Consider the following 23,847-nt stretch of genomic DNA (forward strand, 5'->3'; position numbering starts at 1 on the left):
TTGATATATATATCAGCCTTTGCACTCGCAGAGGTCGGCGTTTCGCTCAAAACCATTGGGTTTGAGACGTCCCACTTCGCAGAGAATAGTCTTTCTCTGCCCGACTCCAGAAGGAGTTATCATGGAACAGTTCGGCTGGTTCGACGGAAAAGAAGCGAGAATCCAGCGGTCTGGAGGGATGATCAACGTCTACTACGGCGGCAGGTATGGCAACATCCCTGGTGATGGTCATGGCCATGTTAAGGCTACCGGTGGCCCACTCGGCGAGAACATTGTGTTCTGGCGACTGCCTGACAGCGAGGGAGGTCATGTGATCGTGGATAATAAGTTCACGATCATGAATGGCAACGACCTGCGCCTGCGAGACCACCTGACCGGGCTCTTCTGAGCTATATGACCTGGACACGTCATAAAACTGTCCATTTTTCACACTCAAAATAGTACAATTATAAAGACATGAAAAATAGCATCGGCATCACAATACCAGATTTTATCACTCAGGCCTTTCCTGTACTGAATGAAGCGACGTACGTTCGTGAATTTGCTTCTTTCATCACGCTATATCCAGATGCGGTCTATTATCTATTTCAAACAACAGCTGGCCAGTCGCTCATGTCGCTCATACTTGTAGCAATTGACTATCCCGACCCAACAGACGAGAGTCAACAGGTAAAGAAAATGTCTGGTGGTTTTGAGTTTGAATTCACATATCTTATCAAGCCGTATGCCAATGACCAACACCTCAGAATCTGTCCAAATGATGAAGCAGAAGAATTATTTTTCATCTCAGACCCAAATGGCCGTTGCCACTATTATCTGGCAGCAGTCAAACAAAAGCGGAGTTGGTAGGTTTATGCCGACTGAGTGTTTCTAAGTTCTAGATTACCCCGTCCTGGTAGCATAAAGCTACCTGAGTGGGGTTACTACCTTGTTATAATAAACCTATGATTCATAAGCTATACTCTGCCTACGATTTACCAGCAGACCACGACACGTGCCACTTGTTTGAGCATCTGATTATTAGGCGATTCTTAAAGGAAACAGAAAAAATTGGCGGCAACCGGGCTTTCGTTGGAGAGTTGGATGGCACGACTAGCGAATCAAGCGTATTTTTTGCGTCCGCACTATTCACAAGCGAGTCTAATACATTATTTGAAAAAACCATCAACGATATTACGCCTTTTGAAATACCCCTTATTCAACAGTCCATCTCACACATAGAAGCCGAGATGCAATCCAACATTGATATAACAGACATGACATTATTACAAGAACAGCTCGCTCTTTGTCAAAAATATTTTATCGATAGTCAAAAAACCACTCCCAGCAATTCACACCCAAAATCTAAAATTTCTCCTCTTAAAATCAGTCATAGTCCGAAGGATTTTACAGACGTTAAGATTGATATAGAAATTGCTGACGCCAGCGATGAATTGACTGCCGCATTTTTCTGTACATACCCAATACTTTTAGATCTAGTGCGCGACATTTGTTTCGATAAAATCTCAGCCTACCCGTCCAGCCCCGGAAAGTTTATAGCGTACTATGACGGCAATTACACCAGCCAAACCTACACCGTAAAAAATACAGACCTTGCTCGACTGAGCTCAAGTGAAACTATACAAACATATTTACAAAGCTTTAACATATCCTCGCACGCAACCGGCCTAAGAAACCTTGCCGAAGCTTTCACGTCTGACCCATTTTATATTTCAGCGCCCATATATTTTTATCAACAAACCGCTACGCCACTAGCCAAAAATGACCTAGCGAAAACTATAAACGTCGCAAATATGAACACAATCTTAAAACAAGTAAAGGCGACGATAGTCCTGGATTATTAGCTCTAGCTGGTTTTCTAGTAGAGAAAAGATTCTGAAGAGGAAATATTAACGCCGCCAATATGCAAGCTTACCGGCAAACCTTAAACTCAATACCAATCACGCCATAAATCTTTTGGTCTTCAATAGAATAAAATTCAGAAATTTGATTTTCTAACCATTCGACATTATCGCCGCCGAACTTTCGCGGATTATTGTGAGAAAATAAATCACGAAATGTCGCGTATCTCAGCAAACCAACAACCTCAGCGGTAACAGTTTGCTCGGAATTATCTCTATTTGTAAAAATAATTAGATCCCCAATCTGGATTTTCTGTCGTTTGGCGTCATATAGTCGCGACTCGATAGTCTTATTGCCAGAAATAATAGCATTAAACGGCTCAGTCGCCAATTTTAATTGGTGTGTGGTCATAAAATTATTTGCCTTTCTTGCTATAATTAAACCATCATATAAATAAATATTCAAATATCTACACTTCCACAAGAAAGGCTATCAAATGACCAAAAAATTACTAGAAATCGAACGCAAGCGCCAGCTAACGGGCAATATTGAAGAGCTAATCGAGCGGTTGCAAAACATCGGTTTTGAGTTAAAGAGTAATCTTCACGAAATTGATACGTATTATTCTCGTCCTGACGTCGACTTTATGCAGACGGTTGAATGCTTGCGGATTCGCCAGCGCGATAGTTTTGCTGAGATAACATATAAGCCAGCAACGACCGCTGCGACACATACGGAAAATAATGTAATCATCAAGCCCGAGACAAACCTGCCAATTCAGCCCGAAGACACGGCAACCGCCAAGCAGCTACTGGCAAGCCTCGGCATGGTGCATCTGGTCGAGGTCAACAAATATCGTCGCTCGTTTCAATCCTCTGATTTTCCGCAGGCAACGGTAGCCATCGACGAAATCAAAGGCGCCGGAACTTTCGTAGAAGTTGAGGTTTTGTCGGATGATGAGACTGGCGCACTGATGACGATTAGTGAAATTGAAGCCAAACTCGGTCTAAATTCAATGGAAATTGTGACGCGACCTTATAGAGACATTTGTATGGGCTATTAAGAAGATCACCACAAAACTTCACAACTCCACTCGCAACCAATATAATATACTCATGAATACTTCACGAAAAAATCGCATCATAAAAATTACTATTTGGGCAGTCTGCTCAATTGTCGTTATAACTGCTTTACTAGTCGCCGCAGCCTTCTTTTGGCCAGCAACATCCAAGCAATTGCAATCTTCAAGCTCTGAAAAATTGAACTACAACGATGCCATCGCCGCTGCAAATCGTACTGTTAGCGAAGACACTTCAAATACCGACGTTAGACCAGAATGCCGATCGATTATTAAAACCCACGGTAAAAAAACCACCAAAGCCGTCATGATGATTCATGGCGTAAGCGCATGCCCACAGCAATTCGCAGACTTGGGCGACACCTTTTTCAATGCCGGCTATAACGTCTATATTCCCCGCGTTCCCAGCCACGGCCTGACAGACAACAAACGACACGGAGAAATTACCATTCCAGCAATGGCACAATTTATGAACTCCAGCACCAGCATACTTAGTGGTTTGGGCGATGAAACGGGAGTTGTCGGACTTTCTGGCGGCGCAAATATGGCAACTTGGATTACGCAGCACAACAGCCAAACCATATCACGAGCGCTACTTTTATCACCTTTTTATCAGCCTTCAGCGTCAGAAACCCCTTCCTGGAAAATCCCGCTTTTACGAAATCTTTACGGACGTAATATTCTTCCAGATTCGTTCACGGGTAGCAATTTGTCATATCGCGCTCTTGGAAAATATATAATAATCGCTAAGAACTATAAATCCGACCTAAAAGCTCCAGGGCTAAAATATGTCGGGGTTGTAACGAGCGAAAACGACACCGCAATTGATAAAAATCTCGCGGTCAACATACCCAAGCAAATGGCTGCGGCTTCTGGCGCCAAATTCCAATATTATTCAATTCCAGCCTCATTTGGTATCGGTCACGACATTGTAGCCTTAAACCAAGACGAGGTTAAAAAGCACGCCGCCAAACTATATCCGTTCTACTTGGATATGTACGAAGGAAAAGACGTAAAATTAGAATCAAAATAGAAAATTACTATTTATCTTGGGCGGCCAAAATTCGTGCCTGAATTTCATCCAATTGAGCGTCGTCCATTTTCGGACCGTCAGCCGTAGTTAGCCAGCCAGGATATTTCTCATAAAACGCTTGCTCGTGTGACACTGGCGAACCAATTCCCTTTGCCAAATCGCCATGAAGCGGCATCAATTTGGCATGCACATGCGCCACACCCGTGCCTTCAAAAATCAGCGCCACTCGTGGAGTGTCAAACGCTTTTTCCAAAATACCAGCAACTTTTTTCACCGCCAGCATCATTTCAGAATATAGATTGTCATCCAAAGAAAATACGTAATCGCCCGGATTCTGTTTCGGAATCACCACAGTAAAACCTGGTGTATTCGGAAACGGTGTTAAAAATGCTAGGAATTTCTCATCTTCCCAAATCTTCCAAGATTTCATTTTTCCAGATACGATGTCGTCAAAAATTGTGTGATTCATAATTATTCCTTTATGCAAATAAATCGTTTAATGCCTCACTCACCGTTGGATGAGTGAATATTTGGTCACGCAGCACAGTATATGGCAGGCCATTATCCATTACAGTTTTGATAATATTAATGACTTCTGGTGAGTTGCGACACAATAAACTAGCACCCAAAATTTGTTCAGTGTTTGCATCAATCACCGCACGCAGCAATCCTGTTGTAGCATTATCAACATGCAGGCGTGGAATCGCCATAGCAGGCAGCTCTTTTACGATAATTTCGCACCCCGTCGCACGCGCCTCAGCCTCTGTCATACCCACCCGACCTAGCGGCGTTTGCATAAAGACCGTGTACGGCAAGGTTTTTTGTTTGGCGCGAGTGTACAGACCGTCACCCAGCAACTGGCTTCTCACAATCCGAAAATCGTCCAGCGACGCATAGGTAAATTGTGGCCCGCCCGTTACATCGCCCATTGCCCAAATATGCGACCGACTAGTGCGAAGTGTTTCATCAACCACAATTGCCCCGCGCTCATCCGTCGCTACACCAGCAGCTGGTAAATTCAAGCTCATCGTTGCCGGGCGACGACCCGTAGCCATCAAAACCGCATCATAACCAGCGTAATCATCATGATTTACTGTGCGAATCGTCGCAGTAGACTCACCCTCAATCGCTGTCACATCCACACTAAACACAATCTCAATACCCTGTGCCTGCAATGCTTCAGTAGCAGCCCGAGCAATTGCTGGATCTTCACGTGCAAGCAGGGCATCGCCCCTCTCAAATACTGTTACTTTTGTACCAAGTTTGGCATAAGTTGAGGCAAATTCTAACCCAATATAACCGCCACCAATGATAGCTAGCTGTTTTGGCTGCGTCATTCTATCCAGCAATTCAGTACTGGTATACACAAACGGCTTATCAACACCTGGAATATCTGGGATGATTGATTCCGCACCGGTGTTAATAAAAATCTGCGGTGCACTAACTACTAGCTCGTCGTTACCCGCCACAACCTTCACAGTACGATCATCTACGAACGATGCCTCACCCTCAATGACGCTCACTGTTTCACGATCCGCAAGTATATGATAGTTCTTCTCATTCAACCGCGCTACCACTGTTGTCTTATGCGCCATCGCCTCATCAAAACTTTGATGATGTTCGGCTGCATTGACTAGCACCTTAGTAGGAATACAAGCAATATTAATACAGGTGCCGCCATACATCTTTGGCGACCGCTCCACTAGCGCTACCTTTTTTCCCGCATTTGCCAGCGCTACCGCCAATGTTTTGCCAGCTTTGCCAAAACCAATGATGAGTGCGTCAAATTGTTGTGTATCCATTTTACCTCCTCCTATCTTTTTTAGCGATCTCTCTCGCTGCAACAAATTCTCTATCGGCACACAGAACTGCCTCTTTTATTACAAGTTTTTGAGCTACTACTATTATCGTGTGTAATAGCTCCTTAAAACTGTTCCAAAAAGTCCAACTTACCGCTTTCAAAATACCGCACGTCTTCGATGCCATATTTCATCATTACCAGCCGGTCAATGCCGCAACCAAAGGCAAAGCCAGTGTATTCGTTCGGATCAATGTCAGCGGCTTTCAGTACATTCGGATGAATCATTCCGCAGCCCAATAGCTCAATCCAACCTTCCCCAGAGCAGACTTTACAATCAGGATTTTTTCCTTCACAAAACGGACAACTTAATGCAAACTCGAAGCTCGGCTCGGTGAACGGAAAGTAAAATGGATTAACGCGAACGTCAAGTTTCTTGCCATAATATTCCTGCAAAAATTCTTGCAGCGTGGCAATCAAATTGCCAACATTAACTCGGCGTGAAACGTACACGCCTTCGACTTGATAAAACGTATGCTCGTGGCGCGCATCCAAATCTTCGTTGCGGAAAACGCGATCAGGAACGATAGCGGCAATAGCCTCGCCTTTTTCCAAATTGTCGCGATATTTCATTAACACACGATTTTGCATAGTCGACGTATGCGCTGGAGCAATCAAACGGTCGCCATTAGAATCAGTTTCCTCGGTCATAAACGTATCGTAATCGTCGCGCGCTGGATGACCTTTTGGAAAATTCAGACTCTCAAACATATGGAATTGATCGTCAATCTCTCTGGACTCTTCCGTGACAAATCCCATACGATTAAAGATCTCAGAAATGCGCTCAATTTCAGCGCTCAGCGGATGAATCGTGCCTTGTTCGCTCGGCAAAAGTTCAGGCTTGTGTGAATTCATATCCATCGGCGCCGTAACGTCAATAGATTTCAAGTCAACTTTTTCCAGCTCTTCCAGTCGCACAGCAATAGCCTGTTCAACAGCTTGTTTCAGCTCGTTAATCTGCTTGCCGAACGGACCACGCTCAACTGGTGGCAATGACTTGATTTGATCATACAATTCTCTAAGCCGTCGATCACGTAAAAACTCACGCGGAGATTTGGATTGCGAAACCGCCAAAACTATTTCTCTTCTCAATTCGTCTAAGTCAACCATTTTATCGTCCTTGCATTAAAAACATTACAATCACCACACCAGCCATAATAGCAATTAAAATCCACGCCCACGCCAAAGTCGTCGTCTGTTTCGTGCCTTCCAAATATCTTATGTCGTCGACGCCGTCCATAGTTGCCTTTTCTTGCAAACTCGAAGCTTTCGCCTTCTCTCTTAATTCCGCCGCAATTCGCTCTTGCAATTCACTACGCTGATCTTGTTGATTTACAAATAATCCCATAACTACAGTATAGCAAATTATGTTATAATAGTCGTGATATTACTTTAAGGAGGGAATATGGCTACGAAGAAAACTTCAAAGAAAGCCCCAGTTAAAGCTGCAGAAAAGAAAACCGCTGCCGCTAAGACTGAAACCAAAACGACCGTCAAGTACGTCGTTACTGAATCTACCGCTAAAAGCAAGCGTGTCAAACTAGATTCTAAATTACCAGACAACTTAATTAACATCGTTATTGCGGAAGTTATCGGCACATTCATTTTGACACTTGCCGCATTGTTCGCATCAGATATTTTGTCATCGATGTATGTCGGTTTTGCATTGATGTTTATCGTTGCAATTATCGGCAACATTTCTGGCGCACACGTAAACCCAGCTGTCACGTTTGGTCTATGGACAATGCGTAAGCTAAAGACCGTACTTGTACCATTTTACTGGGGCGCACAATTCCTCGGTGCAATGGCAGCTATCGTGCTTGTTGGCTCATTAACAAACGGCGGATTCGCCCTAAGCTTCGACCAATTTACTGCATTCTCTTGGAATATCTTCGCGATGGAATTAGTCGGTACCGCTGTATTTGTATTTGGCATCGCCGCAGTATTGCAGCGCAAAGAAATCAAAGCAGCTGGTCAAGCTTTTGGAATTGGCTTAGCATTGATGATTGGTCTTGTCGTATCTGGCTCAATCTCTTCGTACATTAAAAGTACTGCTATTGCAAAAATCCAAAAAGAGCAAAGTACTGCTCAAACTGAGAAAAACGGCCGCACTTACCCACGCGAAATCTACATCTCAGGCGCAACTTTGAACCCGGCAGTTTCTTTGGCTATTACAGAGAAAACCGACTCTCAACTACGTAGCAACGGAGTATTGCCAGCTGAAGGCGAAAAAAGCTATTCACGCTTTAGCCTGGAAGTAATTGCCGCTACCCTAATCGGCGCAGCATTAGGTGGCAACCTATTTCTACTCGTCAATTACCGAAACAAAGACGAAGAATAGATTATAACTTCACAATAAAATATCCCGCTTAATCGGCGGGGTATTTTTTATGTCAATCTTCTTGAGTCGGCCGATCAATCAGCTCCGGCTGCGCCTGGTTATCGCCACCAGAAATTCGCACAACATCCTTATCGATCTTCCCCAATTCCTTGTACGTATTGTTATAATGACCAACGGTCGTACTAAGACTCTTACCCATTTTCGTCATCAACTCGTCAAACTTTTTAATATGAACGCCCAATTGACCAACTCGAACTTGAATATCCTTAGCTTGCTCTTCAATCTGCAAACTACGAAGCCCCTGAAGAACAGTCTGTAGATACGCCAAAAAACTAGTCGGACTAACAATAATCACTCGCTTATCTCGGAACGCATATTCAATCAGATCGCGACTCGAACCGCCCTGACCGACATTATTAATCAGAAGATCGTAATACAAAGATTCGCTAGGAATAAACATAAAAGCAAAGTCCATGGTGTTTTCGCGCGGACGAATATATTTACTAGTTTCGTCGATTCGCCCCTTAAGGTCAGCCTTCACCTTATTTAGCCACATTTCACGCTCAGATTTTGTCTCGGCGTTAATCATGCGATTGTAATTCTCCAAAGAAAACTTACTGTCCACCGGCAATATTTGACCCTTGTCCAGAAAAATAACCGCATCGACAACTTCCCCATCCTTGAAACGATATTGCATTTGATATTGCTTGGCTGGCAAAGCATTATCCAACACACTTTCCAGATAAAACTCCCCAAAAACCCCGCGTTGCTTTGGGTTTTGCAGCACGTTTTGCAAGGTTTTCAGATCAGTTGCCACATCAACCACACGCTTATTAGTCTCATCCAATTTCGCCAATCGCTGCGTCACGTCAGCCACCAACTTCGCGCTTTCTGACAATTGTTTCTGTACGGAAGTCTGGACTTGCGCATTGCTTCGCTCCAACTTATCGCTAACGGATTCGTTCAGTTTTGCAATAGTCCGCCCCAATTCCACGACATCGGTTTTAATTAGCTCGACGGATGATTGATTTTTTAGCTCACTGATTTTTGATTGCAGGACAAATAAAGTCGCACCCAAACCAATAGTAATAACAATTAAGAGAATAATGATAATGATTTCCATACACTTAGTGTACAGTGATTATAGCGCCAAGACAACTCGTGCTAAGATTGCGAATAAAGTCATAAATAAAATTACTGCGCCGTTGCCACGAATTCTATTTAACCAGATTAACGACAAATATACCAAAACTGTCGCCAAAACTACCCATAGCAATGACAAAATCCAAGATCCGCCAGCCCATAATGTAGCACCCCACAATGACACAGTTGCCGCGATCACTACTAGCAGAGGTCGCTTGATGTCAAATACCGCCAACACTGGAACTAGCATAATTCCCGCCAAAACCAACGCGACGTAAGATGCGATGCTTGTGCTGTTTGCGCAAATAGAAATATGCTCAGCGTTCGCGCAAAATACGGGTGTAATCATAAATTTATCAAACGCAAGTGCCAGCAACCAAATAGCCACGCCGCTAGCAACTAAAATCGCCAAAATCCTCAAGAAAACTCGCCTTGAAAATGGATATGTGTAATCTGATATTTCTTCACGGAAAATAGCCGACAATAATTTCATACGTAAATTGTAACGTAAACTTGTCAATATTGCAAATGTATATACTTAAATATTATGTTTTTTCAGGAGATTCATCGGTTTATACCAAATAATCCCTACGCAGGCAATCAATAATCCGCCAATAACGTCAAGTGGCGTATGCACCAGAGCGATAACCCGACCAACACATATTAAGATTGTCATAACCAAACAAACAACAGCCAACCGCCAACTCTTTGCTCCGAAAAATACCGCCAAAGTAATTGCCATTGTAAATAGCGCGTGATCGGACGGAAAACCCGGATTATTAAGGAATGACGCACCAGCAGACACTCCCAGAATCTCGAACGGGCGCATCTGATCTGGTTGATAAATTGACCCGATAATTTTTGCCGCCACGTAAGCAGTCAAACCAGCCATCAACACCTGACTATAAACTTGATATTTCTCTTTATTTGGCACCAATTTTATCAGCGCGTACACACCAATTAGCACGACCGGCACCACTAGTCCGTCAGCAATTAGCTTCACGATCCATTGCAAATCCATACTACCAGTATATCGCGTCAATGCTAGTCAGTAAACGCTTGCGGAAATCATTTTTCTATAGTACAATTGTGTTTGCCGTTGGGATGTCGCCAAGCGGTAAGGCAGCGGGTTCTGGTCCCGCCATTCGGGGGTTCGAATCCCTCCATCCCAGCCAAGTTTGAAATTTAGCAGCCAATTATTTGGCTGTTTTTTTCGTCGATAAATTTGCACAGATCAACAAAGACCACATCACGAATACCAGAAAAATCGCAGCCACATTATTCACATTCTTTATCGTTGCACCAAATATCACTGCCGCGTGCCCATTCGCAAACGCCAAAAAACTAATTACCGTCATAATCCCCAAACTCAAAAAACCAGCCACTCTGCTCGTCAGAGTAATTCTTTTTGATATATTCATATCAATCAAAAACGGCAACGATATTAGCTCAACAACTACCAATATTATCACAATCGGAAGGCTTAAATATGGCATAATCCCTACAGAAGTAAGGACCGCAGAAAACTTCTCAAACGTAAATAATTGACATAATAATGGCACCATTATTAATAGTCCTGCAATCAATTTAACAATTTTATTCACTTTTCTAGACATAATTTCAGTATAGCTTGCGCGTCAAAAAAGCTCAAGCTTGTTGTATTTTTTACGAAAGCACTTGCACTTTTTATAAAAACGTCATAAAGTTAAATCAGCGAACGTTACAAAAATAAACACCATAAAACAGTATCTTTCGCTCTACGACAAATCCACCACAACTTAAAATACCCCGTCTCTATGGGGTATTTTTCTTTGTTAATATTCGAGACTGCTCGGCACGCCACTCTGCTATTTTTCCGTGATGACCACTTAACAATACGTCCGGCACACGTAAACCTTTAAACTCCTCAGGTCGTGTATATTGTGGAAATTCCAACGTTTCTCCATCTGAAAAACTCTCAATTTCCGCAGATTTTTCACCGCCCAAAACTCCAGGAATCAACCTAACAATAGAATCAATCATCATCATTGCCGCCAGCTCTCCGCCCGTCAGCACAAAATCGCCAATACTCCATTGCTCGTCGACCAACTCCAAAATTCGCTCATCGACACCCTCGTATCGCCCGCAAATGAATATCACACCCCTGTCATCATCTGCTTCCTGCTGAGCCTTGGCCTGCTTCCAGCGCTGCCCGCGCGGACTCATTAATACCACCTTCGCTGTTTCATCTTGAGATTTAGCAAATTCTACCGCTTTCCATAACGGCTCAATCATAAGAAGCATCCCGTCGCCGCCGCCATACGGCGTGTCATCTACCTGACGCCGCGGGGCCAAACCAAACTCCCGCAGATTCACCGTCGCAAGCTCCACAATACCGTCTTTTTGTGCCTTCCACATCATGGAGTTGTTAAAAACTCCCGTCATCATTTCCGGAAAAAGCGTAATTACTTGAAATTTTCTCATCTGTTACAGTGTAGCAAGTATTGACTTTTTTGTCCAGGTATGATATATATCAGCTTTTGTTCAACCGAACAGAAGTAGATCCTAGACAAGAAGGATGCATCATGCACAAGGACGCTGAATCATGGGAAATGACTCTCGCGGAATGCGGTCTGCTAGCTTACTCTATCGTGGAGGAAGCACCCGACGGGCATGTCTCTGTCACTATCACTGCCTCGGTCTCTATGGAGCCAAACGCCTCCAACGAGCAGTCGGAGGAAGCGGCACTGGAGATTTTGTCCGGATGCGAGATTAGCTCCGTTTGGTGGGCGGACGATGGCTATGGTCTAGCACTAAACTCTCTGTACGATGACTGTACCATCACCGTCTATGACGGCACCGAATGGTATGATCTCGACGAAGAGAGGGACGCGGAGTCTGTCCAGCTCGACCAGGAGTTCGGGGAGATCTTCTGGGAAGGTTATCCCGAAATTTATCTGTACAACTTCCTCGATGAAGCTGTTGGAGGCGAGCTTGCGAACGTCTTTCTTAAGCACGCCTCCCCTGGAGTCTGTCTACGCCGTGTCTACGATACTGAGAAGTGCAAAATGCACCTCCCTCAGAGGGTCGAAAATAGCTTCCACGAGCTGTGGAACAATGCGACCCCAGCGTGGAGTATTCGTTCCCGCAACTAGGGCCTAAAGCCCGCTGAGAATAGCTCGTTGAGACATTAAGTCTCAGCTTGAGCCTCTCGGCGGGCTATTTTCATGTCTTTTTACAGAAATTATTCCCCACCAAAAAACCGCCCCAGTAAGGACGGTTTTTTAGCACAAATAAGGCTCTCAATGGTTACCCATTGTCTCGCATAGAGCTGTTCTCGCATAATGTCTGTGCTTGAACTGGTTTTAATTATATATCAAGATCGTCGAGTTCTGCAAGCTCTTTTCTGGTGCTTTCTGCGTAAGATGATTCATTTTCCACAGTTTCATCTGTTGAGTTATCCACAGAAGCATTACCATTATAATCATTTTCTTCACGCTCACCAGAAAAACCATCATTGTTAACGATCTTCAAGTTATATCGAGCGTCATTCTTTGCACCCAAGGCTCGCAGAAGTGTACGCAAACTCTGTGCCGTACTACCACGCTTACCAATAACTCGACCCAAATCCGCCGGATTAACTGTCAATGTTAGTAAAACGCCCTTTTCATCAATTGTTCGGTCTACTACGACGTCTTCTGGATGTCCAACCAACGCCTTTACAGTATATTCTACAAACTGCTGATCTATTGTTGACATTCTGCCCCTCCTCCTGGAATTAAACTGTATTTTCATTATACACGAGCAGTTTACGCCGTGCAAACTTTAATTATTTCTCGCCAGATTCTTTATATTTAGCAATTGCAGCACGAGCAGCTTGCTGTTGGGCGACTTGCTTTGACGGACCAATACCTCGCCCCATCATATTATCGCCAACAAAAACCCCAAGGGTAAAGACCTTATCGTGATCTGGACCTTCTTCGCTCAGGACTTTATATACCGGCGTTTGATTGTCAACTCGCTGAGAAATCTCCTGCAAATACGACTTCGGATCACGCCAACTGCCCGACTCCAAAATTCCATCTAATTTAACTATGATATGCTTGTGAATAAAATCGCGAGCATCGTCAAAGCCACGCTCCAAATAAATAGCGCCAATTACTGCCTCAAACGCATTAGCTAAAATCTGTAAATGCGCTCGTTCCGAGCCATTTTTCTCACCCTTTGACATACGAATTAGCGGACCATAACCTAATTTATCGCCAGCGTCACCAATACTTTCCGTTCGTACCAAAGCTGCCCGCCAAGCAGTCAAAATTCCCTCTGGCTCAGAAAAATGCGTAAACAAATATTCCGTTACTGCCAATTCCAAAACCGCATCACCTAAGAATTCCAAGCGCTCATTGTGGTGATGGACGGATTTTCGATGCTCATTGACATAACTGCGGTGAGTCAAAGCCGTGATTAGCAAATCCAAATTCTCAAACTCAAAACCTAATTTTTCGCGCGCAAATTCTTGATATGGCGTAGTGTTCATTCCGTTCATTTATAAATTCTCCTGTCTAATTCGTTTCATCGCCAAAAGAATCAGCTTGCCAATATCTTCATATTCAACTTCATCCAGCGCCTCATGAAAACTAAACCATTTAAGACCATTCATCCACTCTTCCTTTTGGAGTTTCTCATTAGGATCCAATGCCTTAACTAGATAAACTTGCGTTGTCATCAATACCAATTTATCGATTCGACGATAACGAAAATTTACCTTGCCCAGCCAGCCGTGCAGTTCAATTTTCTTCAATCCAGTTTCCTCGCCGATTTCCCTACGAGCCGTCACCTGAGCCGTTTCACCTGGCTCAATATGACCTTTGGGAATTGTCCAGCGGTCGCGAGCGTCTTGATATAGCAAAAATTCCGCCTCGCCCTTTTTATTACGACGAAAAATCACGCCACCAGCGGTTGGCTCGCGTACAATTTCCTGAATCAATGGCTTCTTGCTGCCACTAAAATATTTTTTTATCTTATCAAAGTTGCTTGTTCTCACTGTCGGACTCCTCCACGAGAGTACGGAGTGCCGTGCCAAGCACGCCATTCACAAACTTACCCGAGTTATCCGAACCGAACGCTTTTGCTAATTCTACAGCTTCGTTAATCACCACTTTTGGCGGAACGGTATCTGCGCAATATAGCAATTCATATAAACCAATTCTAAGTACTGCCCGATCAATTCGCGGCAACTGACTGATAGGCCATTCTGGCGCCAATGGCTGCAATTTCTCATCCAATTGACTCTGCGTCGAAAGTACGCCGCTGATCAAATTATCAATAAATTCAATATCGTCAACTGATGATTTATATTCAGCCAAATTACGCTTTAAAATAGTCTTATAGTCAACATCGCTATCGCCAACCTCTTTGCGAAATTCATGTTCATAAAGTGTTTGCAGTGCGACAATTCGTCCCAAATGACGGTTTGATGCCATTATTAAGCGTCCTGTTCGTAATTATTATTTTGTTGTTTTACCAGTTTCACGCTTGGTTGTCTTCACTTTAACTGGTGAAGTTGCATTAACGCGACGTGCCAATTTTAATACCAAATGACTGCGACGAAGACCAGTTTTACGTGGGCTACTCTGTTTCTTAGGTTGTGCCATAATTTATTCTCCTCTTTTAGGTTGTCATAAAACTTACGTACCATTATACCTTTTTTATTGGACAATCTCAAGAGCTTGTCTACAAATTAGATAATAATATTGACTTTTTATGTCGTTTATGGTAATATAGCAAACATGAACACGGAACGATTTACATCACAAAACAACAATGAAGACGACAGACCTGTAATAGAAATACCAAAATCTGTAGTTAAAATCGGTGCAGTAGCATTAGCCACGCTAGGCGTAGCTGGAGTTGCAAACGCCCTAGGCTTATTCCATAGCCCTAAATCACCAGAAAAAGGACCAAGCCCTGCCCACCAAGTAGCTCAAGTTGTAGAGGATTATAGCAATGGAATCATCACGGAGCTACCGGAAGATACAGAAATTCACACCGTCACACTTGAAGAGGGAGAAAATCCGACTTCGGTGGCTGAAACAGCCATGGAAGAATACAACGAGGAAAATCCTGAAAATAAGATAGACCCTAATGAGGCAAGAAGCTCCATATATGAAACTGGCATTAGCATGAAAGAACTCTACAAAGATGAGACGGGCAATACAGAGATCCGACCAGGAACTACCGTCAACATCGCCATAGGTGACATAAACGGTGACGGAAAGCCAAGCATAGCCATAACAGGAATAGAAGCGAAGTAGACTGTTTCCTAGACTACAATATTCACCAGCTTACCTGAAACATAAACCATCTTTTTAGGTGGTTTATTGTTTATGAATTTCTGGACATTCTCATCAGCCAGAGCCGCTTCCTCAACACTCTGCCTATCTACATCACTCGGCAGTTCAAGTTTCGCACGAAGCTTGCCATTCACTTGAACTATAATAGTCATCACGCTGCTCTTTAGATATTTTTCATCCCACTTTGGCCAGTGACCAATGTGAACCGTATCATCATGACCCATTTCATGCCACAATTCCTCTGTGATATGCGGAGCAAAAGGTGCCAAAATCTGAATCAAGCTTTCTAATGCAAATCGCCATTCATCTAACATGTCAATTCCTTGCGATTCTTTTATCTTATACAGGCCATTGACCATTTCCATCATCGAAGCTACAGCTGTATTAAACTTCTCGTCTTCAATATCGCGAGTAACTTTTTTAATTGTCGAATGAGTCAGTCGCAATAGTTCTTGAGTTGTTTTTTCATTCGCGTCAAGAGAGTCATTTGGATTATTATCAACGAACTCCTGAACCAAGTTCCATGCTCGATTTAAGAACCTGTAAGTCCCCGGAACACCACGAGGATCCCATGGCGCGTCCATGTCATAAGGAGCGATGAACATTTCATAAACTCGCAGCGCATCGGCGCCGTATCCACTGTCCATAATCTCCATTGGATCAATGACATTACCCTTAGACTTGGACATTTTCTGACCATCTGGTGCCATAATGTATGCATTGTACATCATTCGCTTGAAAGGCTCAGGGGTTGGAACAAGGCCGAGCTTATAGAAAAATCGCATCCAAAAACGACTGTATAGTAAGTGAGCTACGGCGTGATCGGCGCCATTGTAATAATCAACTGGCATCCAATGGTTAATTCTCTCGGGATTCCACGCTTCATTATCGTTGTGCGGGTCAAGATATCGCAAGAAATACCAACTAGAGCAAGCATAGCCGTCCAAAGTATCGGTCTCGCGTCGACCTTCTACCCAATTGTCGCCGTCAGGCTTACTTTCTGTAATCGGTACAGTTTTTCCAGTTTCAACATCCACCCAGACTCGCACCCAATCATTAACCTGAGCCAAAACGGAAGTATTCCCGCCCGTCGGCTTAAAGTTCTCTACCTCTGGCAAAATCACCGGCAAACATTCATCAGCCACAGCAATTGGTGCACGACCATCAACATGAACAATTGGAATTGGAGCACCCCAATAGCGCTGACGAGAAATCAACCAATCGCGCATTTTATACGTGGTTTTACTTCGCCCAGAATTCTGCTGCTCCAGCCACGCAACAATTTGCTCGCGAGCATCCTCACTCCTGGTCCCGTTAAATTGTCCGGAATTTATCAATTCGCCTTCACCAGAATAACAGCCAGTATCAGCTGAATGTTCAGGCTTATCAATAACCTGGACAATCGGCAAGTCAAATTTCTCGGCAAACGCAAAATCACGTTCATCGTGCGCTGGCACTGCCATAACTGCGCCGGTTCCATAACCACCCAAAACATAATCCGCCACCCAAATCGGCAATTTTTGACCATTAACTGGATTTATGACATAACTGCCAGTAAATACACCTGTTTTCTCTTTATTCTCTTGACGTTCAACATCAGATTTTTGTTGCGAAGCTTGAACATACGCTTCAACCTTTTCGCGCGTATCAGAATTGACCAACTGAGGAATCAGAGGATGCTCCGGCGCCAAAGCTACATACGTCGCGCCAAATAACGTGTCAGGACGAGTCGTGAAAACTGTAATCTTGGAATCTTGACCACTAACCGCAAACTCAACTTCCGCACCAACTGATCGACCAATCCAATTCTTCTGCATGGTTTTAACCATTTCCGTCCAATCAAGCGCATCGGTTGCCTCTAAAATTTCATCTGCATACGCCGTAATTCGAAAGAACCACTGCTTGAGATTTCGCTTGGTTACAGGATTACCGCAGCGCCAACATTTGCCACCTTCAACCTGTTCGTTAGCAAGCACTGTATTATCAGTCTCACACCACCACTGCGGCTGCTCTTTTTGATATGCCAAATCGTGCTTATATAATTGCGTAAAAATCCACTGAGTCCATTTGTAATATTCTGGATCGGCTGTAGAAATTTCTTTTGTCCAATCATAACTAAACCCAAGTCGCTTCAATTGCTCCTTAAAGTGGACTTTCGCCTCATCGTGTGCCATACGCGGCGTTTTTCCGACTTTAATAGCGTAATTTTCAACCGGCAGACCAAAGCTGTCCCAGCCGATTGGATGATAGACATTATAGCCCTGCTGACGCTTGAATCGCACCTTGATGTCGGCAAATTGAAAAGTACGACCGTGACCAATGTGAATTCCCGCCCCTGTAATCCCCGGAAGCATACTCAAACTGTAATATTTCGGCCGAGTCGTGTCATTAAAATCAACCGCGTAAGTGCCGTCAGCTTCCCATTTGTTTTGCCATTTTTGTTCAATTTCTGTCGGATTATAGCGTCTCATATCTGTAATTATAGCAAATAATCCCGCTCATTACGAACGGGATTATTATTAGAAAATTAAGCTATTATCTGGTCGAGGTTGATGACAATCCGCTCGAATACCCTTCCATAAAGCCTTCTATAAACTCTTTCAAGCTTTCAGCGTCCGACGGCGCCTTAATCTCCTCAGACTTGTTCATGTTAATGTCAAATGAAATCTCTACAGATACCTTCTTGCTATCACCTTTCAGCTCTAGGGCTTTCAGTTCATGAGATGACCTATCAACCCATACTTTCAATGAAGCTGTGTCAATAGATGATGATCCACTACTCTTGTAGCTATTAGATTTTCCACACTTACTGAGCGCCTTACCGACTGATGAATTCTTAAACTCATCATTAAATTTCGACAATTTACTGTTATCGCCCTGCAGTTCAAAACCGCGTCCGCCGTTACGATCACTAATCTTTGAATCTTTTATAGTGAAGAAGCTATTCTTTTGATAAATCTGAGCCAATTCCTTACGTGCACTTTCGTCACTTTGGATTTTCTTCAGAGCGTTAATTCCACACTTGTATTCGCTACCGATTTCATCTGGAGAAATCTTCATCCACGTGTCGCTCATTTTATCTATCTCAGAACTCATCTTCTCCAATGTCTGATCGCGGTAAGTTTCTATTTGAGATCTTGATAGATTTCCGCTAGATGAAGACTCCATAACTATCTCAAGCAAAGTGCCATACAACTCCTTGAAGTTATTTATCTTCACATATATCGTCCCATCATCGCCAAGAACCATATCACCATCTAGCGGAATACTCTTTTCGACCCCTTTGATATTAAGCTTAGCGTCAATATTCGCCTTTGACTTTCCCGAATCAGTAGCAGCCTTTACGTTTAGCTCTATTTTCCCCCGGTCGCGCATGTCAATAACTACCTTACCGTCGGCAGTCATCTTCTTTGCCATAATAGCATTAGACACAGCGTCCGTAACCATCTTTTCTGGATTCTGCCACCACAAGAAATAAACTAGTACAGCAGAAATAATAGCAATAAGAGCCATAACCCCCAGCACTATACCAATTATCAATCCCGTTTTCTTCTTTTTTGGTTGCATCGGTACGCCATTATATTGTGGCTGCGGTGCAGGTTGATTACCTTGATCCATCATTCCCCCTTGTTTTATATACCTTGAATTTAATACATCACATTAATCTTTAAATTGTGAGAAAAATTGGTTTTTCCTAGCAATCCACTCCGGCGTTTGCCTGACTAAGTATTTATCGTCCTCAGTGCTATGAAGGTTGATTTTTATAGATTCCTCTAGCCATACGCCGCCGCTTGAACCCTTAAACAGAGCAACGCCTTCGGATTTCAATTTGTCGCGTACGAAAGACCCAGCCTCGATGGCATTCTTACATTCCTTCACCTGGCAACCTTTTTGACGAGCGGCCGGCGCCAAATATTGATTAGCCTTCTCACCAACCGTCACAACCCAATCCAACAAATCCGGGCTACAATGAGAACCAAGTTCAGCGTGAGCTTGCTCAAAAATCCCCTTTAAGCCATTCATATTGCCAAGCACAGCAATTCGCTGCGGAGTCTCAATTCGATACAAAGACTGCAAAGCCGCCAAGGCAGTCAACGGCGTCGAACTATAGCTATCATCAATCAACCAAGTATTGTCCGCACCCTTCAGCAAATTCATCCTGCCAGGCAGTGGACGCAAATTCTCTATACCTTTTTTTATATTATCCTCAGTTTCACCAAACGCATACCCAATAGCCGCCGCCACGATCGCTGGACGAATATTGTGCTCGCCGATTAGCTTAACATTGACTTCTAATCCATTAGGATTTTCTGGCGACATAATAAAGCCGTGATGTCCATCTTTCAGGGAAAAATTACGATCGTCAAAATTATACTCCGCCACAGGATCACTTCCGTAAGTAGTGATATTAGGATTCGTCAAAAAACTAGCAAAACGCCCGTCGATGTCATCGCGATTTATCATCGCCATTCGCGAGAAATTCGCCAACGAAATCATCTCATTCGCCACTTCCTCCAGGGAATATTCAACCTGCATTCGACCATTCGTCACAGAAGTTACAACCGTAATATCTGGCACAACATAAGCCTTAAACCAATCGTTATAGCCAAGTTCCTTTGGATTAAATTCCTGAACAATTACCTGAACTTCCGGTTTTTCGGCCTTAATTCTCTTCTTTACGGCGCGCATCACTTTCCACCATTTGAACAAGCCTTTTTCAGGCATTTTCACGCCCATCATCTGAAGGAAAACGTCAGCTTTCGTCTTCGGCTCTTCATTGCGAAGTTGAATATCAAATTGTTGCGCCAAAACCGTACCGATAGCTATTTTTGCGCTAGCCTTTCCGGCACTACCAGTTATTGCCACAAGCTTCACATCTGGATGAACAGCAAAAAATTCTCGCACTAATTTTGCTAGTTTTTCTTCCCTTTTTTTTGAAACAGTAACCATAACTATATCATACCATAAGCACTATAGAAGAGCTGCTACGCGCCCACCCGGGGCATATTTGAATATGTGTTTGTCTTTCAATTGGCAAGCATAGGAGAATGCCCCTATGCGTACCAGCTCATGTTTAATTATGCATTATCGTCCAAAAAAACACAAGCTTTATATCTCACTGCGACTATTGATCTGCGTCGCTCATCATTTTCAATAGTTCTTGCTCATCGATGATTTTCGTGCCGTATTGCTCAGCTTTTTTCAATTTGCTAGCACCAACCTTACCACCAGCCACCAGATATGTTGTGTCTTTAGAAACTGCGGTTTGAAAAACTCCACCGAGATTACGAATTTTATCCGCAGCAGCGTCGCGTCCCATAGATTTCAGAGTACCCGTGACGACAAAACTTTTCCCACTCAAACCGCCAGCCTTTTTATTGAACTGAGGAACGACACCTAGCTCGGTGAATTTATTTAGCAATTTTACATTATCCTCATCAGCAAACCACGCCACTACAGATTCGGCAACAATTTCACCCACACCATCAACTTGTCGCAAATCATCAATCGTCGCTTTCGCCAAATTTTCCATACTCTCAAAATGATTCGTCAGATCAATTGCCGTTTGCGCACCAATATGACGGATTCCCAGACCGTACAAAAATCGCTCTAATTCTGGGCGTTTTTTATCGGCAATTGCCGAGATTAACTTTTGTGCAGAAATATCAGCAAACCGATCCAGTTTCAACAAATCGTCTTTAGTAAGCGTAAAAATATCCGCCAAATCGCCGACCAAACCGTTGTCAATTAAAACCTCCACATTCTTTTCACCAAGCGTATCAATATCAAGCGCACCCTTAGACGCGAAATGTGCCAAAGCTCGCTTCAAAATCAGCGGACCACTAGAGCCCTTAACTCGATAAACGGCTTCACCTTCCGGTCGCACAAATTCCAACTCCGGATATTGCCGTTTTAATTCTGCTTCATAATCAATTGGCTCAGAATCTGCAGGTCGCAATTCCTTCAAGACACTCTCAACTTGCGGAATAATATCGCCAGCCTTAAAAATCACCACAGTGTCGCCTCGCCGAATATCCAAACGCTCAATTTCATCGGCGTTATGCAAACTGGCGTGCTGCACTGTAGTTCCCGCCACCATCACTGGATCAAACACAGCCACCGGAGTCGCCGCACCAGTTCGCCCAATAGAGATTACTATATCCCGAACAATCGTTGTAGCTTCTTCAGCTGCATACTTATAAGCCACCGCCCCACGCGGATTTTTGCCCACCATCCCGAGATTGTCATATATCTCTCGATCGTTAATCTTAACAACCAGCCCGTCCGTATTAAACGGCAAATCATGACGCTTGTCGCTCCATTCGTCGACAAATTTCATCACATCGGACAAATTATCAAAAACGCTAGCCTGCTGATTACAAGAAATCCCCAGCGCCGTCAAAGCCTCGTAAGCAAAACTATTCGTCGGAACTTCCGAACCATCATCGCGAATCACATCATATCCGCGAAAATGCAACGGGCGCGCCGCCACCAGCGCAGGATCTAATTGACGAATTGTTCCCGCAGCCAAATTGCGCGGATTAGCAAATGTAGGCAGCCCTAGAGATTTCTGCTTTTTATTAAGCTCCTCAAAATCCCGTTTCAGCATGACAATTTCGCCACGAATCTCTGTTCGACCATGTAAAAAATTCTCAAAACCCGCCGCTTCACGCAGACGAAGCGGTACGTTTTTAATAGTTCGAACATTATTCGTTACATCTTCGCCAACAAAACTATCGCCACGTGTCACAGCTTGCGACAATACACCGTCGACATAAATCAACGCGCACGCCAAGCCATCCATTTTTATATCCGTAAAAAATTCATGTCGCTGACCCGGTATCAATTTATCAGTTCGCTCAATCCATGCCTCAACTTCACTTTTATCAAAAACATCACTCAAACTAACCATTCGGCGCATGTGCTTCACTTTTTGAAAACCGTCGAGCAGCTTATTTCCAACTCGCTGCGTAGGACTATCAATAGTAATCAGTTCCGGATGATCCGATTCAATTTTCTTCAGCTCATCCATCAGACTGTCATAAACCGCATCGCTCACACTCGGTTTGTCCAAGGTGTAGTATTCGTAGCTATAACGATTTAACAGGTCTTTAATTTCGTCAATTCTTGGTTTTTTTGGTGTCACTTTCAACCACCTTTCTGTAGAACAAATAGACATATACAGAAATCATAATTATCGTTACGTAAAGTAAAATCAAGCCAGTTGTCGGGACAATTGGCAGCCAGTCAATGCCGCTAATCCATCCCTTCAGCGCGCCGTCAAGCAGAATTACCGGAATCAGAACGACCGCCCACAAAAGCACGGACAGAACAACAGCCCACACAAATCTCAGTAAAATCCTTAGTCTTCGCCCCGTCACAATATCGCCCGACAAACGCAGCGCGCGAAACGGATACATTCCCGGCAATGTTACGATGATCATCGCAAAAACCGTAGAAGTTGCCCAATAGACGGACATCGCCACTATCAGAATCGCCGCACCGCCAGCCGCCATCAGAATCGGCGTTTGATTTAACACTCCCGAAGCATTAAGCGCGCTATAAATAATCACCGCCACTGCCGCCGGCACCATTTGAATTAGGAAAACTCCGATGACAATTATCAGCGCAATTATAGGTGACCCAGAACTATACAAACCATCACGCATTTTCGGTTTTTTACCAATTAAAATAGCTCGCGTTAGCCAAACGGACGACAACCAAGTTAATAGCCCCAGAAAAATTCCCGCCGCTTGCTGCACATTTCCACCAGCCGTTCCGCTACCGGAAATATAACTAACCGCAACGCCAGAGAATAGGCTAATTGTTGTATAAATTCCGCCGAATCCATTCGACTCAGCCTGATTCATCACGTCTTTAAGTTGTTGATATGTGTCTTGTGACATGACGCTGGCTAAAGCAAATGTCAATATCGACATAACGATAATTAACGCCAAAAAAGTTTTCTTATTTCGCCACACTAGACGGCAAGCTTCGCTAGTCAGCGACCAATATCCTGGAATTTTAAGATCTCGTTGATAATCTCGTCGCTTAGTTAACCGAAAACTACGATGAGGGCGACGCTGCAGAAAATTACGCCGCTGCTGATTCAATTTACTAAAGTCACGTTTAACACCAGACCACGCACTTTTTTTATGATCAGCATTTGGCTTCTTAGGATTCTTGACTACTCGTTTTTTGGAGGTTTTTGTTGCCATA

Annotated in this window: 28 protein-coding genes and 1 tRNA gene; 9 read left to right on the top strand and 20 right to left on the bottom strand. The window is 43.7% G+C overall.

The genetic code is table 11. The annotated features are described in order from the left end of the window. The first annotated feature begins 121 nt into the window (after positions 1 to 121). The 3 genes from AACH20_RS01535 to AACH20_RS01545 all read left to right on the top strand — a co-directional run bounded on the left by AACH20_RS01535 (position 122) and on the right by AACH20_RS01545 (position 1,844). On the top strand, positions 122 to 388 hold the full coding sequence (locus tag AACH20_RS01535) for a hypothetical protein (RefSeq protein WP_243809929.1): 267 nt from the start codon (positions 122 to 124) through the stop codon (positions 386 to 388). A 68-nt stretch (positions 389 to 456) separates the two neighbouring features. Then, positions 457 to 849 carry a hypothetical protein gene (locus tag AACH20_RS01540; RefSeq protein WP_243809928.1) on the top strand — a complete coding sequence of 131 codons (393 nt, stop codon included), beginning with the start codon at positions 457 to 459 and terminating at the stop codon, positions 847 to 849. Positions 850 to 944: 95 nt separating this feature from the next. Then, the gene (locus tag AACH20_RS01545; protein WP_338503498.1) at positions 945 to 1,844 is read left to right on the top strand and encodes a hypothetical protein; all 900 of its coding nucleotides are present in this window, start codon (positions 945 to 947) and stop codon (positions 1,842 to 1,844) included. Between the two features lie 67 nt (positions 1,845 to 1,911). Here AACH20_RS01545 and AACH20_RS01550 read toward each other — a convergent pair whose 3' ends face one another. Beyond that, positions 1,912 to 2,253, bottom strand: a complete 342-nt coding sequence (locus AACH20_RS01550; protein WP_338503500.1) for an ASCH domain-containing protein — start codon at positions 2,251 to 2,253, stop codon at positions 1,912 to 1,914. An 85-nt stretch (positions 2,254 to 2,338) separates the two neighbouring features. Between AACH20_RS01550 and cyaB the strand changes: the two genes are divergently transcribed. Beyond that, positions 2,339 to 2,905, top strand: a complete 567-nt coding sequence (gene cyaB, locus AACH20_RS01555; RefSeq protein WP_338503502.1) for a class IV adenylate cyclase — start codon at positions 2,339 to 2,341, stop codon at positions 2,903 to 2,905. A gap of 52 nt (positions 2,906 to 2,957) precedes the next feature. Continuing rightward, the gene (locus tag AACH20_RS01560) at positions 2,958 to 3,953 is read left to right on the top strand and encodes an alpha/beta hydrolase (RefSeq protein ID WP_338503504.1); all 996 of its coding nucleotides are present in this window, start codon (positions 2,958 to 2,960) and stop codon (positions 3,951 to 3,953) included. A 7-nt stretch (positions 3,954 to 3,960) separates the two neighbouring features. Here AACH20_RS01560 and AACH20_RS01565 read toward each other — a convergent pair whose 3' ends face one another. The 4 genes from AACH20_RS01565 to AACH20_RS01580 all read right to left on the bottom strand — a co-directional run bounded on the left by AACH20_RS01565 (position 3,961) and on the right by AACH20_RS01580 (position 7,159). After that, positions 3,961 to 4,422: an HIT family protein gene (locus AACH20_RS01565; protein ID WP_338503506.1), complete on the bottom strand. Its 462-nt coding sequence runs from the start codon at positions 4,420 to 4,422 to the stop codon at positions 3,961 to 3,963. Between the two features lie 10 nt (positions 4,423 to 4,432). Continuing rightward, positions 4,433 to 5,755 (bottom strand): FAD-dependent oxidoreductase, encoded by a 1,323-nt coding sequence (locus AACH20_RS01570; RefSeq protein WP_338503508.1) that lies wholly within the window; start codon positions 5,753 to 5,755, stop codon positions 4,433 to 4,435. A 122-nt stretch (positions 5,756 to 5,877) separates the two neighbouring features. Further along, complete coding sequence (pheS, locus tag AACH20_RS01575; RefSeq protein ID WP_338503510.1) at positions 5,878 to 6,921, bottom strand: phenylalanine--tRNA ligase subunit alpha; 1,044 nt, start codon at positions 6,919 to 6,921, stop codon at positions 5,878 to 5,880. A gap of 1 nt (position 6,922) precedes the next feature. After that, positions 6,923 to 7,159 (bottom strand): hypothetical protein, encoded by a 237-nt coding sequence (locus tag AACH20_RS01580; RefSeq protein WP_232272729.1) that lies wholly within the window; start codon positions 7,157 to 7,159, stop codon positions 6,923 to 6,925. A gap of 57 nt (positions 7,160 to 7,216) precedes the next feature. Here AACH20_RS01580 and AACH20_RS01585 point away from each other — a divergent pair, with 57 nt between their 5' ends. After that, positions 7,217 to 8,152 (top strand): MIP/aquaporin family protein, encoded by a 936-nt coding sequence (locus tag AACH20_RS01585; RefSeq protein ID WP_338503514.1) that lies wholly within the window; start codon positions 7,217 to 7,219, stop codon positions 8,150 to 8,152. A 52-nt stretch (positions 8,153 to 8,204) separates the two neighbouring features. Here AACH20_RS01585 and AACH20_RS01590 read toward each other — a convergent pair whose 3' ends face one another. The 3 genes from AACH20_RS01590 to AACH20_RS01600 are packed head-to-tail and all read right to left on the bottom strand — an operon-like array spanning position 8,205 to position 10,316. Further along, on the bottom strand, positions 8,205 to 9,275 hold the full coding sequence (locus AACH20_RS01590) for a DNA recombination protein RmuC (protein WP_338503516.1): 1,071 nt from the start codon (positions 9,273 to 9,275) through the stop codon (positions 8,205 to 8,207). Positions 9,276 to 9,293: 18 nt separating this feature from the next. Continuing rightward, positions 9,294 to 9,788 (bottom strand): hypothetical protein, encoded by a 495-nt coding sequence (locus AACH20_RS01595; RefSeq protein ID WP_338503518.1) that lies wholly within the window; start codon positions 9,786 to 9,788, stop codon positions 9,294 to 9,296. Positions 9,789 to 9,833: 45 nt separating this feature from the next. Next, on the bottom strand, positions 9,834 to 10,316 hold the full coding sequence (locus AACH20_RS01600) for a phosphatase PAP2 family protein (protein WP_338503520.1): 483 nt from the start codon (positions 10,314 to 10,316) through the stop codon (positions 9,834 to 9,836). Between the two features lie 79 nt (positions 10,317 to 10,395). On the opposite strand from AACH20_RS01600, the gene AACH20_RS01605 reads away from it, so the two are divergent. Then, positions 10,396 to 10,470: transfer RNA gene (locus tag AACH20_RS01605), tRNA-Gln, on the top strand. A gap of 21 nt (positions 10,471 to 10,491) precedes the next feature. Here the strand turns inward: AACH20_RS01605 and AACH20_RS01610 are convergent. Together AACH20_RS01610 and trmD are read right to left on the bottom strand one after the other, a co-directional pair. Continuing rightward, a complete protein-coding gene (locus tag AACH20_RS01610; RefSeq protein ID WP_338503522.1) occupies positions 10,492 to 10,911 on the bottom strand; it encodes a hypothetical protein in 420 nt (139 codons plus the stop codon). 178 nt (positions 10,912 to 11,089) lie between these two features. Next, positions 11,090 to 11,758 (bottom strand): tRNA (guanosine(37)-N1)-methyltransferase TrmD, encoded by a 669-nt coding sequence (trmD, locus tag AACH20_RS01615; protein WP_338503524.1) that lies wholly within the window; start codon positions 11,756 to 11,758, stop codon positions 11,090 to 11,092. Positions 11,759 to 11,859: 101 nt separating this feature from the next. On the opposite strand from trmD, the gene AACH20_RS01620 reads away from it, so the two are divergent. Continuing rightward, entirely contained in the window at positions 11,860 to 12,429 is a 570-nt protein-coding gene (locus AACH20_RS01620) for a hypothetical protein (RefSeq protein WP_338503526.1), read from the top strand. 214 nt (positions 12,430 to 12,643) lie between these two features. On the opposite strand, the gene AACH20_RS01625 is transcribed toward AACH20_RS01620, so the two are convergent. The 5 genes from AACH20_RS01625 to AACH20_RS01645 all read right to left on the bottom strand — a co-directional run bounded on the left by AACH20_RS01625 (position 12,644) and on the right by AACH20_RS01645 (position 14,928). Further along, positions 12,644 to 13,033, bottom strand: a complete 390-nt coding sequence (locus tag AACH20_RS01625) for a KH domain-containing protein (protein ID WP_338503528.1) — start codon at positions 13,031 to 13,033, stop codon at positions 12,644 to 12,646. Positions 13,034 to 13,103: 70 nt separating this feature from the next. Continuing rightward, a complete protein-coding gene (gene rnc, locus AACH20_RS01630; RefSeq protein ID WP_338503530.1) occupies positions 13,104 to 13,820 on the bottom strand; it encodes a ribonuclease III in 717 nt (238 codons plus the stop codon). Beyond that, positions 13,821 to 14,318: an NUDIX hydrolase gene (locus tag AACH20_RS01635; protein WP_164999844.1), complete on the bottom strand. Its 498-nt coding sequence runs from the start codon at positions 14,316 to 14,318 to the stop codon at positions 13,821 to 13,823. Next, on the bottom strand, positions 14,299 to 14,757 hold the full coding sequence (gene nusB, locus AACH20_RS01640; RefSeq protein WP_129631319.1) for a transcription antitermination factor NusB: 459 nt from the start codon (positions 14,755 to 14,757) through the stop codon (positions 14,299 to 14,301). The genes AACH20_RS01635 and nusB overlap by 20 nt, the downstream gene beginning before the upstream one ends. 24 nt (positions 14,758 to 14,781) lie before the next feature. Then, positions 14,782 to 14,928: a hypothetical protein gene (locus tag AACH20_RS01645; protein WP_164999843.1), complete on the bottom strand. Its 147-nt coding sequence runs from the start codon at positions 14,926 to 14,928 to the stop codon at positions 14,782 to 14,784. A gap of 135 nt (positions 14,929 to 15,063) precedes the next feature. On the opposite strand from AACH20_RS01645, the gene AACH20_RS01650 reads away from it, so the two are divergent. Continuing rightward, positions 15,064 to 15,588, top strand: a complete 525-nt coding sequence (locus tag AACH20_RS01650) for a hypothetical protein (RefSeq protein WP_338503534.1) — start codon at positions 15,064 to 15,066, stop codon at positions 15,586 to 15,588. Positions 15,589 to 15,596: 8 nt separating this feature from the next. Here the strand turns inward: AACH20_RS01650 and leuS are convergent, their stop codons facing one another. The 5 genes from leuS to AACH20_RS01675 form a co-directional block, all read right to left on the bottom strand. Next, positions 15,597 to 18,098 (bottom strand): leucine--tRNA ligase, encoded by a 2,502-nt coding sequence (gene leuS / locus AACH20_RS01655; RefSeq protein WP_338503536.1) that lies wholly within the window; start codon positions 18,096 to 18,098, stop codon positions 15,597 to 15,599. A gap of 64 nt (positions 18,099 to 18,162) precedes the next feature. Beyond that, a complete protein-coding gene (locus tag AACH20_RS01660) occupies positions 18,163 to 19,245 on the bottom strand; it encodes a hypothetical protein (RefSeq protein ID WP_338503539.1) in 1,083 nt (360 codons plus the stop codon). Between the two features lie 42 nt (positions 19,246 to 19,287). Continuing rightward, positions 19,288 to 20,577 (bottom strand): glutamate ligase domain-containing protein, encoded by a 1,290-nt coding sequence (locus AACH20_RS01665; protein WP_338503541.1) that lies wholly within the window; start codon positions 20,575 to 20,577, stop codon positions 19,288 to 19,290. 175 nt (positions 20,578 to 20,752) lie between these two features. Further along, positions 20,753 to 22,774: an NAD-dependent DNA ligase LigA gene (gene ligA / locus AACH20_RS01670; RefSeq protein ID WP_338503543.1), complete on the bottom strand. Its 2,022-nt coding sequence runs from the start codon at positions 22,772 to 22,774 to the stop codon at positions 20,753 to 20,755. Then, positions 22,749 to 23,846 (bottom strand): hypothetical protein, encoded by a 1,098-nt coding sequence (locus tag AACH20_RS01675; RefSeq protein ID WP_338503545.1) that lies wholly within the window; start codon positions 23,844 to 23,846, stop codon positions 22,749 to 22,751. The genes ligA and AACH20_RS01675 overlap by 26 nt, the downstream gene beginning before the upstream one ends. Position 23,847 lies beyond the last annotated feature (1 nt).

Origin of the sequence: Candidatus Minimicrobia sp. QA0096 (assembly GCF_963967315.1) — a bacterium.
GTDB lineage: Bacteria > Patescibacteriota > Saccharimonadia > Saccharimonadales > Saccharimonadaceae > Nanosynbacter.

Coding starts and splice junctions, on each gene's coding strand:
- nusB (WP_129631319.1), bottom strand. CDS start 14,757: ATGGCATCAAACCGTCATTTGGGACGAATTGTCGCACTGCAAACACTT.
- AACH20_RS01600 (WP_338503520.1), bottom strand. CDS start 10,316: ATGGATTTGCAATGGATCGTGAAGCTAATTGCTGACGGACTAGTGGTG.
- AACH20_RS01535 (WP_243809929.1), top strand. CDS start 122: ATGGAACAGTTCGGCTGGTTCGACGGAAAAGAAGCGAGAATCCAGCGG.
- leuS (WP_338503536.1), bottom strand. CDS start 18,098: ATGAGACGCTATAATCCGACAGAAATTGAACAAAAATGGCAAAACAAA.
- AACH20_RS01625 (WP_338503528.1), bottom strand. CDS start 13,033: ATGTCAACAATAGATCAGCAGTTTGTAGAATATACTGTAAAGGCGTTG.
- AACH20_RS01610 (WP_338503522.1), bottom strand. CDS start 10,911: ATGTCTAGAAAAGTGAATAAAATTGTTAAATTGATTGCAGGACTATTA.
- AACH20_RS01585 (WP_338503514.1), top strand. CDS start 7,217: ATGGCTACGAAGAAAACTTCAAAGAAAGCCCCAGTTAAAGCTGCAGAA.
- AACH20_RS01595 (WP_338503518.1), bottom strand. CDS start 9,788: ATGAAATTATTGTCGGCTATTTTCCGTGAAGAAATATCAGATTACACA.
- trmD (WP_338503524.1), bottom strand. CDS start 11,758: ATGAGAAAATTTCAAGTAATTACGCTTTTTCCGGAAATGATGACGGGA.
- AACH20_RS01650 (WP_338503534.1), top strand. CDS start 15,064: ATGAACACGGAACGATTTACATCACAAAACAACAATGAAGACGACAGA.
- AACH20_RS01580 (WP_232272729.1), bottom strand. CDS start 7,159: ATGGGATTATTTGTAAATCAACAAGATCAGCGTAGTGAATTGCAAGAG.
- AACH20_RS01560 (WP_338503504.1), top strand. CDS start 2,958: ATGAATACTTCACGAAAAAATCGCATCATAAAAATTACTATTTGGGCA.
- AACH20_RS01665 (WP_338503541.1), bottom strand. CDS start 20,577: ATGGTTACTGTTTCAAAAAAAAGGGAAGAAAAACTAGCAAAATTAGTG.
- AACH20_RS01545 (WP_338503498.1), top strand. CDS start 945: ATGATTCATAAGCTATACTCTGCCTACGATTTACCAGCAGACCACGAC.
- pheS (WP_338503510.1), bottom strand. CDS start 6,921: ATGGTTGACTTAGACGAATTGAGAAGAGAAATAGTTTTGGCGGTTTCG.
- AACH20_RS01565 (WP_338503506.1), bottom strand. CDS start 4,422: ATGAATCACACAATTTTTGACGACATCGTATCTGGAAAAATGAAATCT.
- AACH20_RS01675 (WP_338503545.1), bottom strand. CDS start 23,846: ATGGCAACAAAAACCTCCAAAAAACGAGTAGTCAAGAATCCTAAGAAG.
- AACH20_RS01550 (WP_338503500.1), bottom strand. CDS start 2,253: ATGACCACACACCAATTAAAATTGGCGACTGAGCCGTTTAATGCTATT.
- AACH20_RS01645 (WP_164999843.1), bottom strand. CDS start 14,928: ATGGCACAACCTAAGAAACAGAGTAGCCCACGTAAAACTGGTCTTCGT.
- AACH20_RS01590 (WP_338503516.1), bottom strand. CDS start 9,275: ATGGAAATCATTATCATTATTCTCTTAATTGTTATTACTATTGGTTTG.
- AACH20_RS01620 (WP_338503526.1), top strand. CDS start 11,860: ATGCACAAGGACGCTGAATCATGGGAAATGACTCTCGCGGAATGCGGT.
- cyaB (WP_338503502.1), top strand. CDS start 2,339: ATGACCAAAAAATTACTAGAAATCGAACGCAAGCGCCAGCTAACGGGC.
- AACH20_RS01660 (WP_338503539.1), bottom strand. CDS start 19,245: ATGGATCAAGGTAATCAACCTGCACCGCAGCCACAATATAATGGCGTA.
- rnc (WP_338503530.1), bottom strand. CDS start 13,820: ATGAACGGAATGAACACTACGCCATATCAAGAATTTGCGCGCGAAAAA.
- AACH20_RS01570 (WP_338503508.1), bottom strand. CDS start 5,755: ATGGATACACAACAATTTGACGCACTCATCATTGGTTTTGGCAAAGCT.
- AACH20_RS01540 (WP_243809928.1), top strand. CDS start 457: ATGAAAAATAGCATCGGCATCACAATACCAGATTTTATCACTCAGGCC.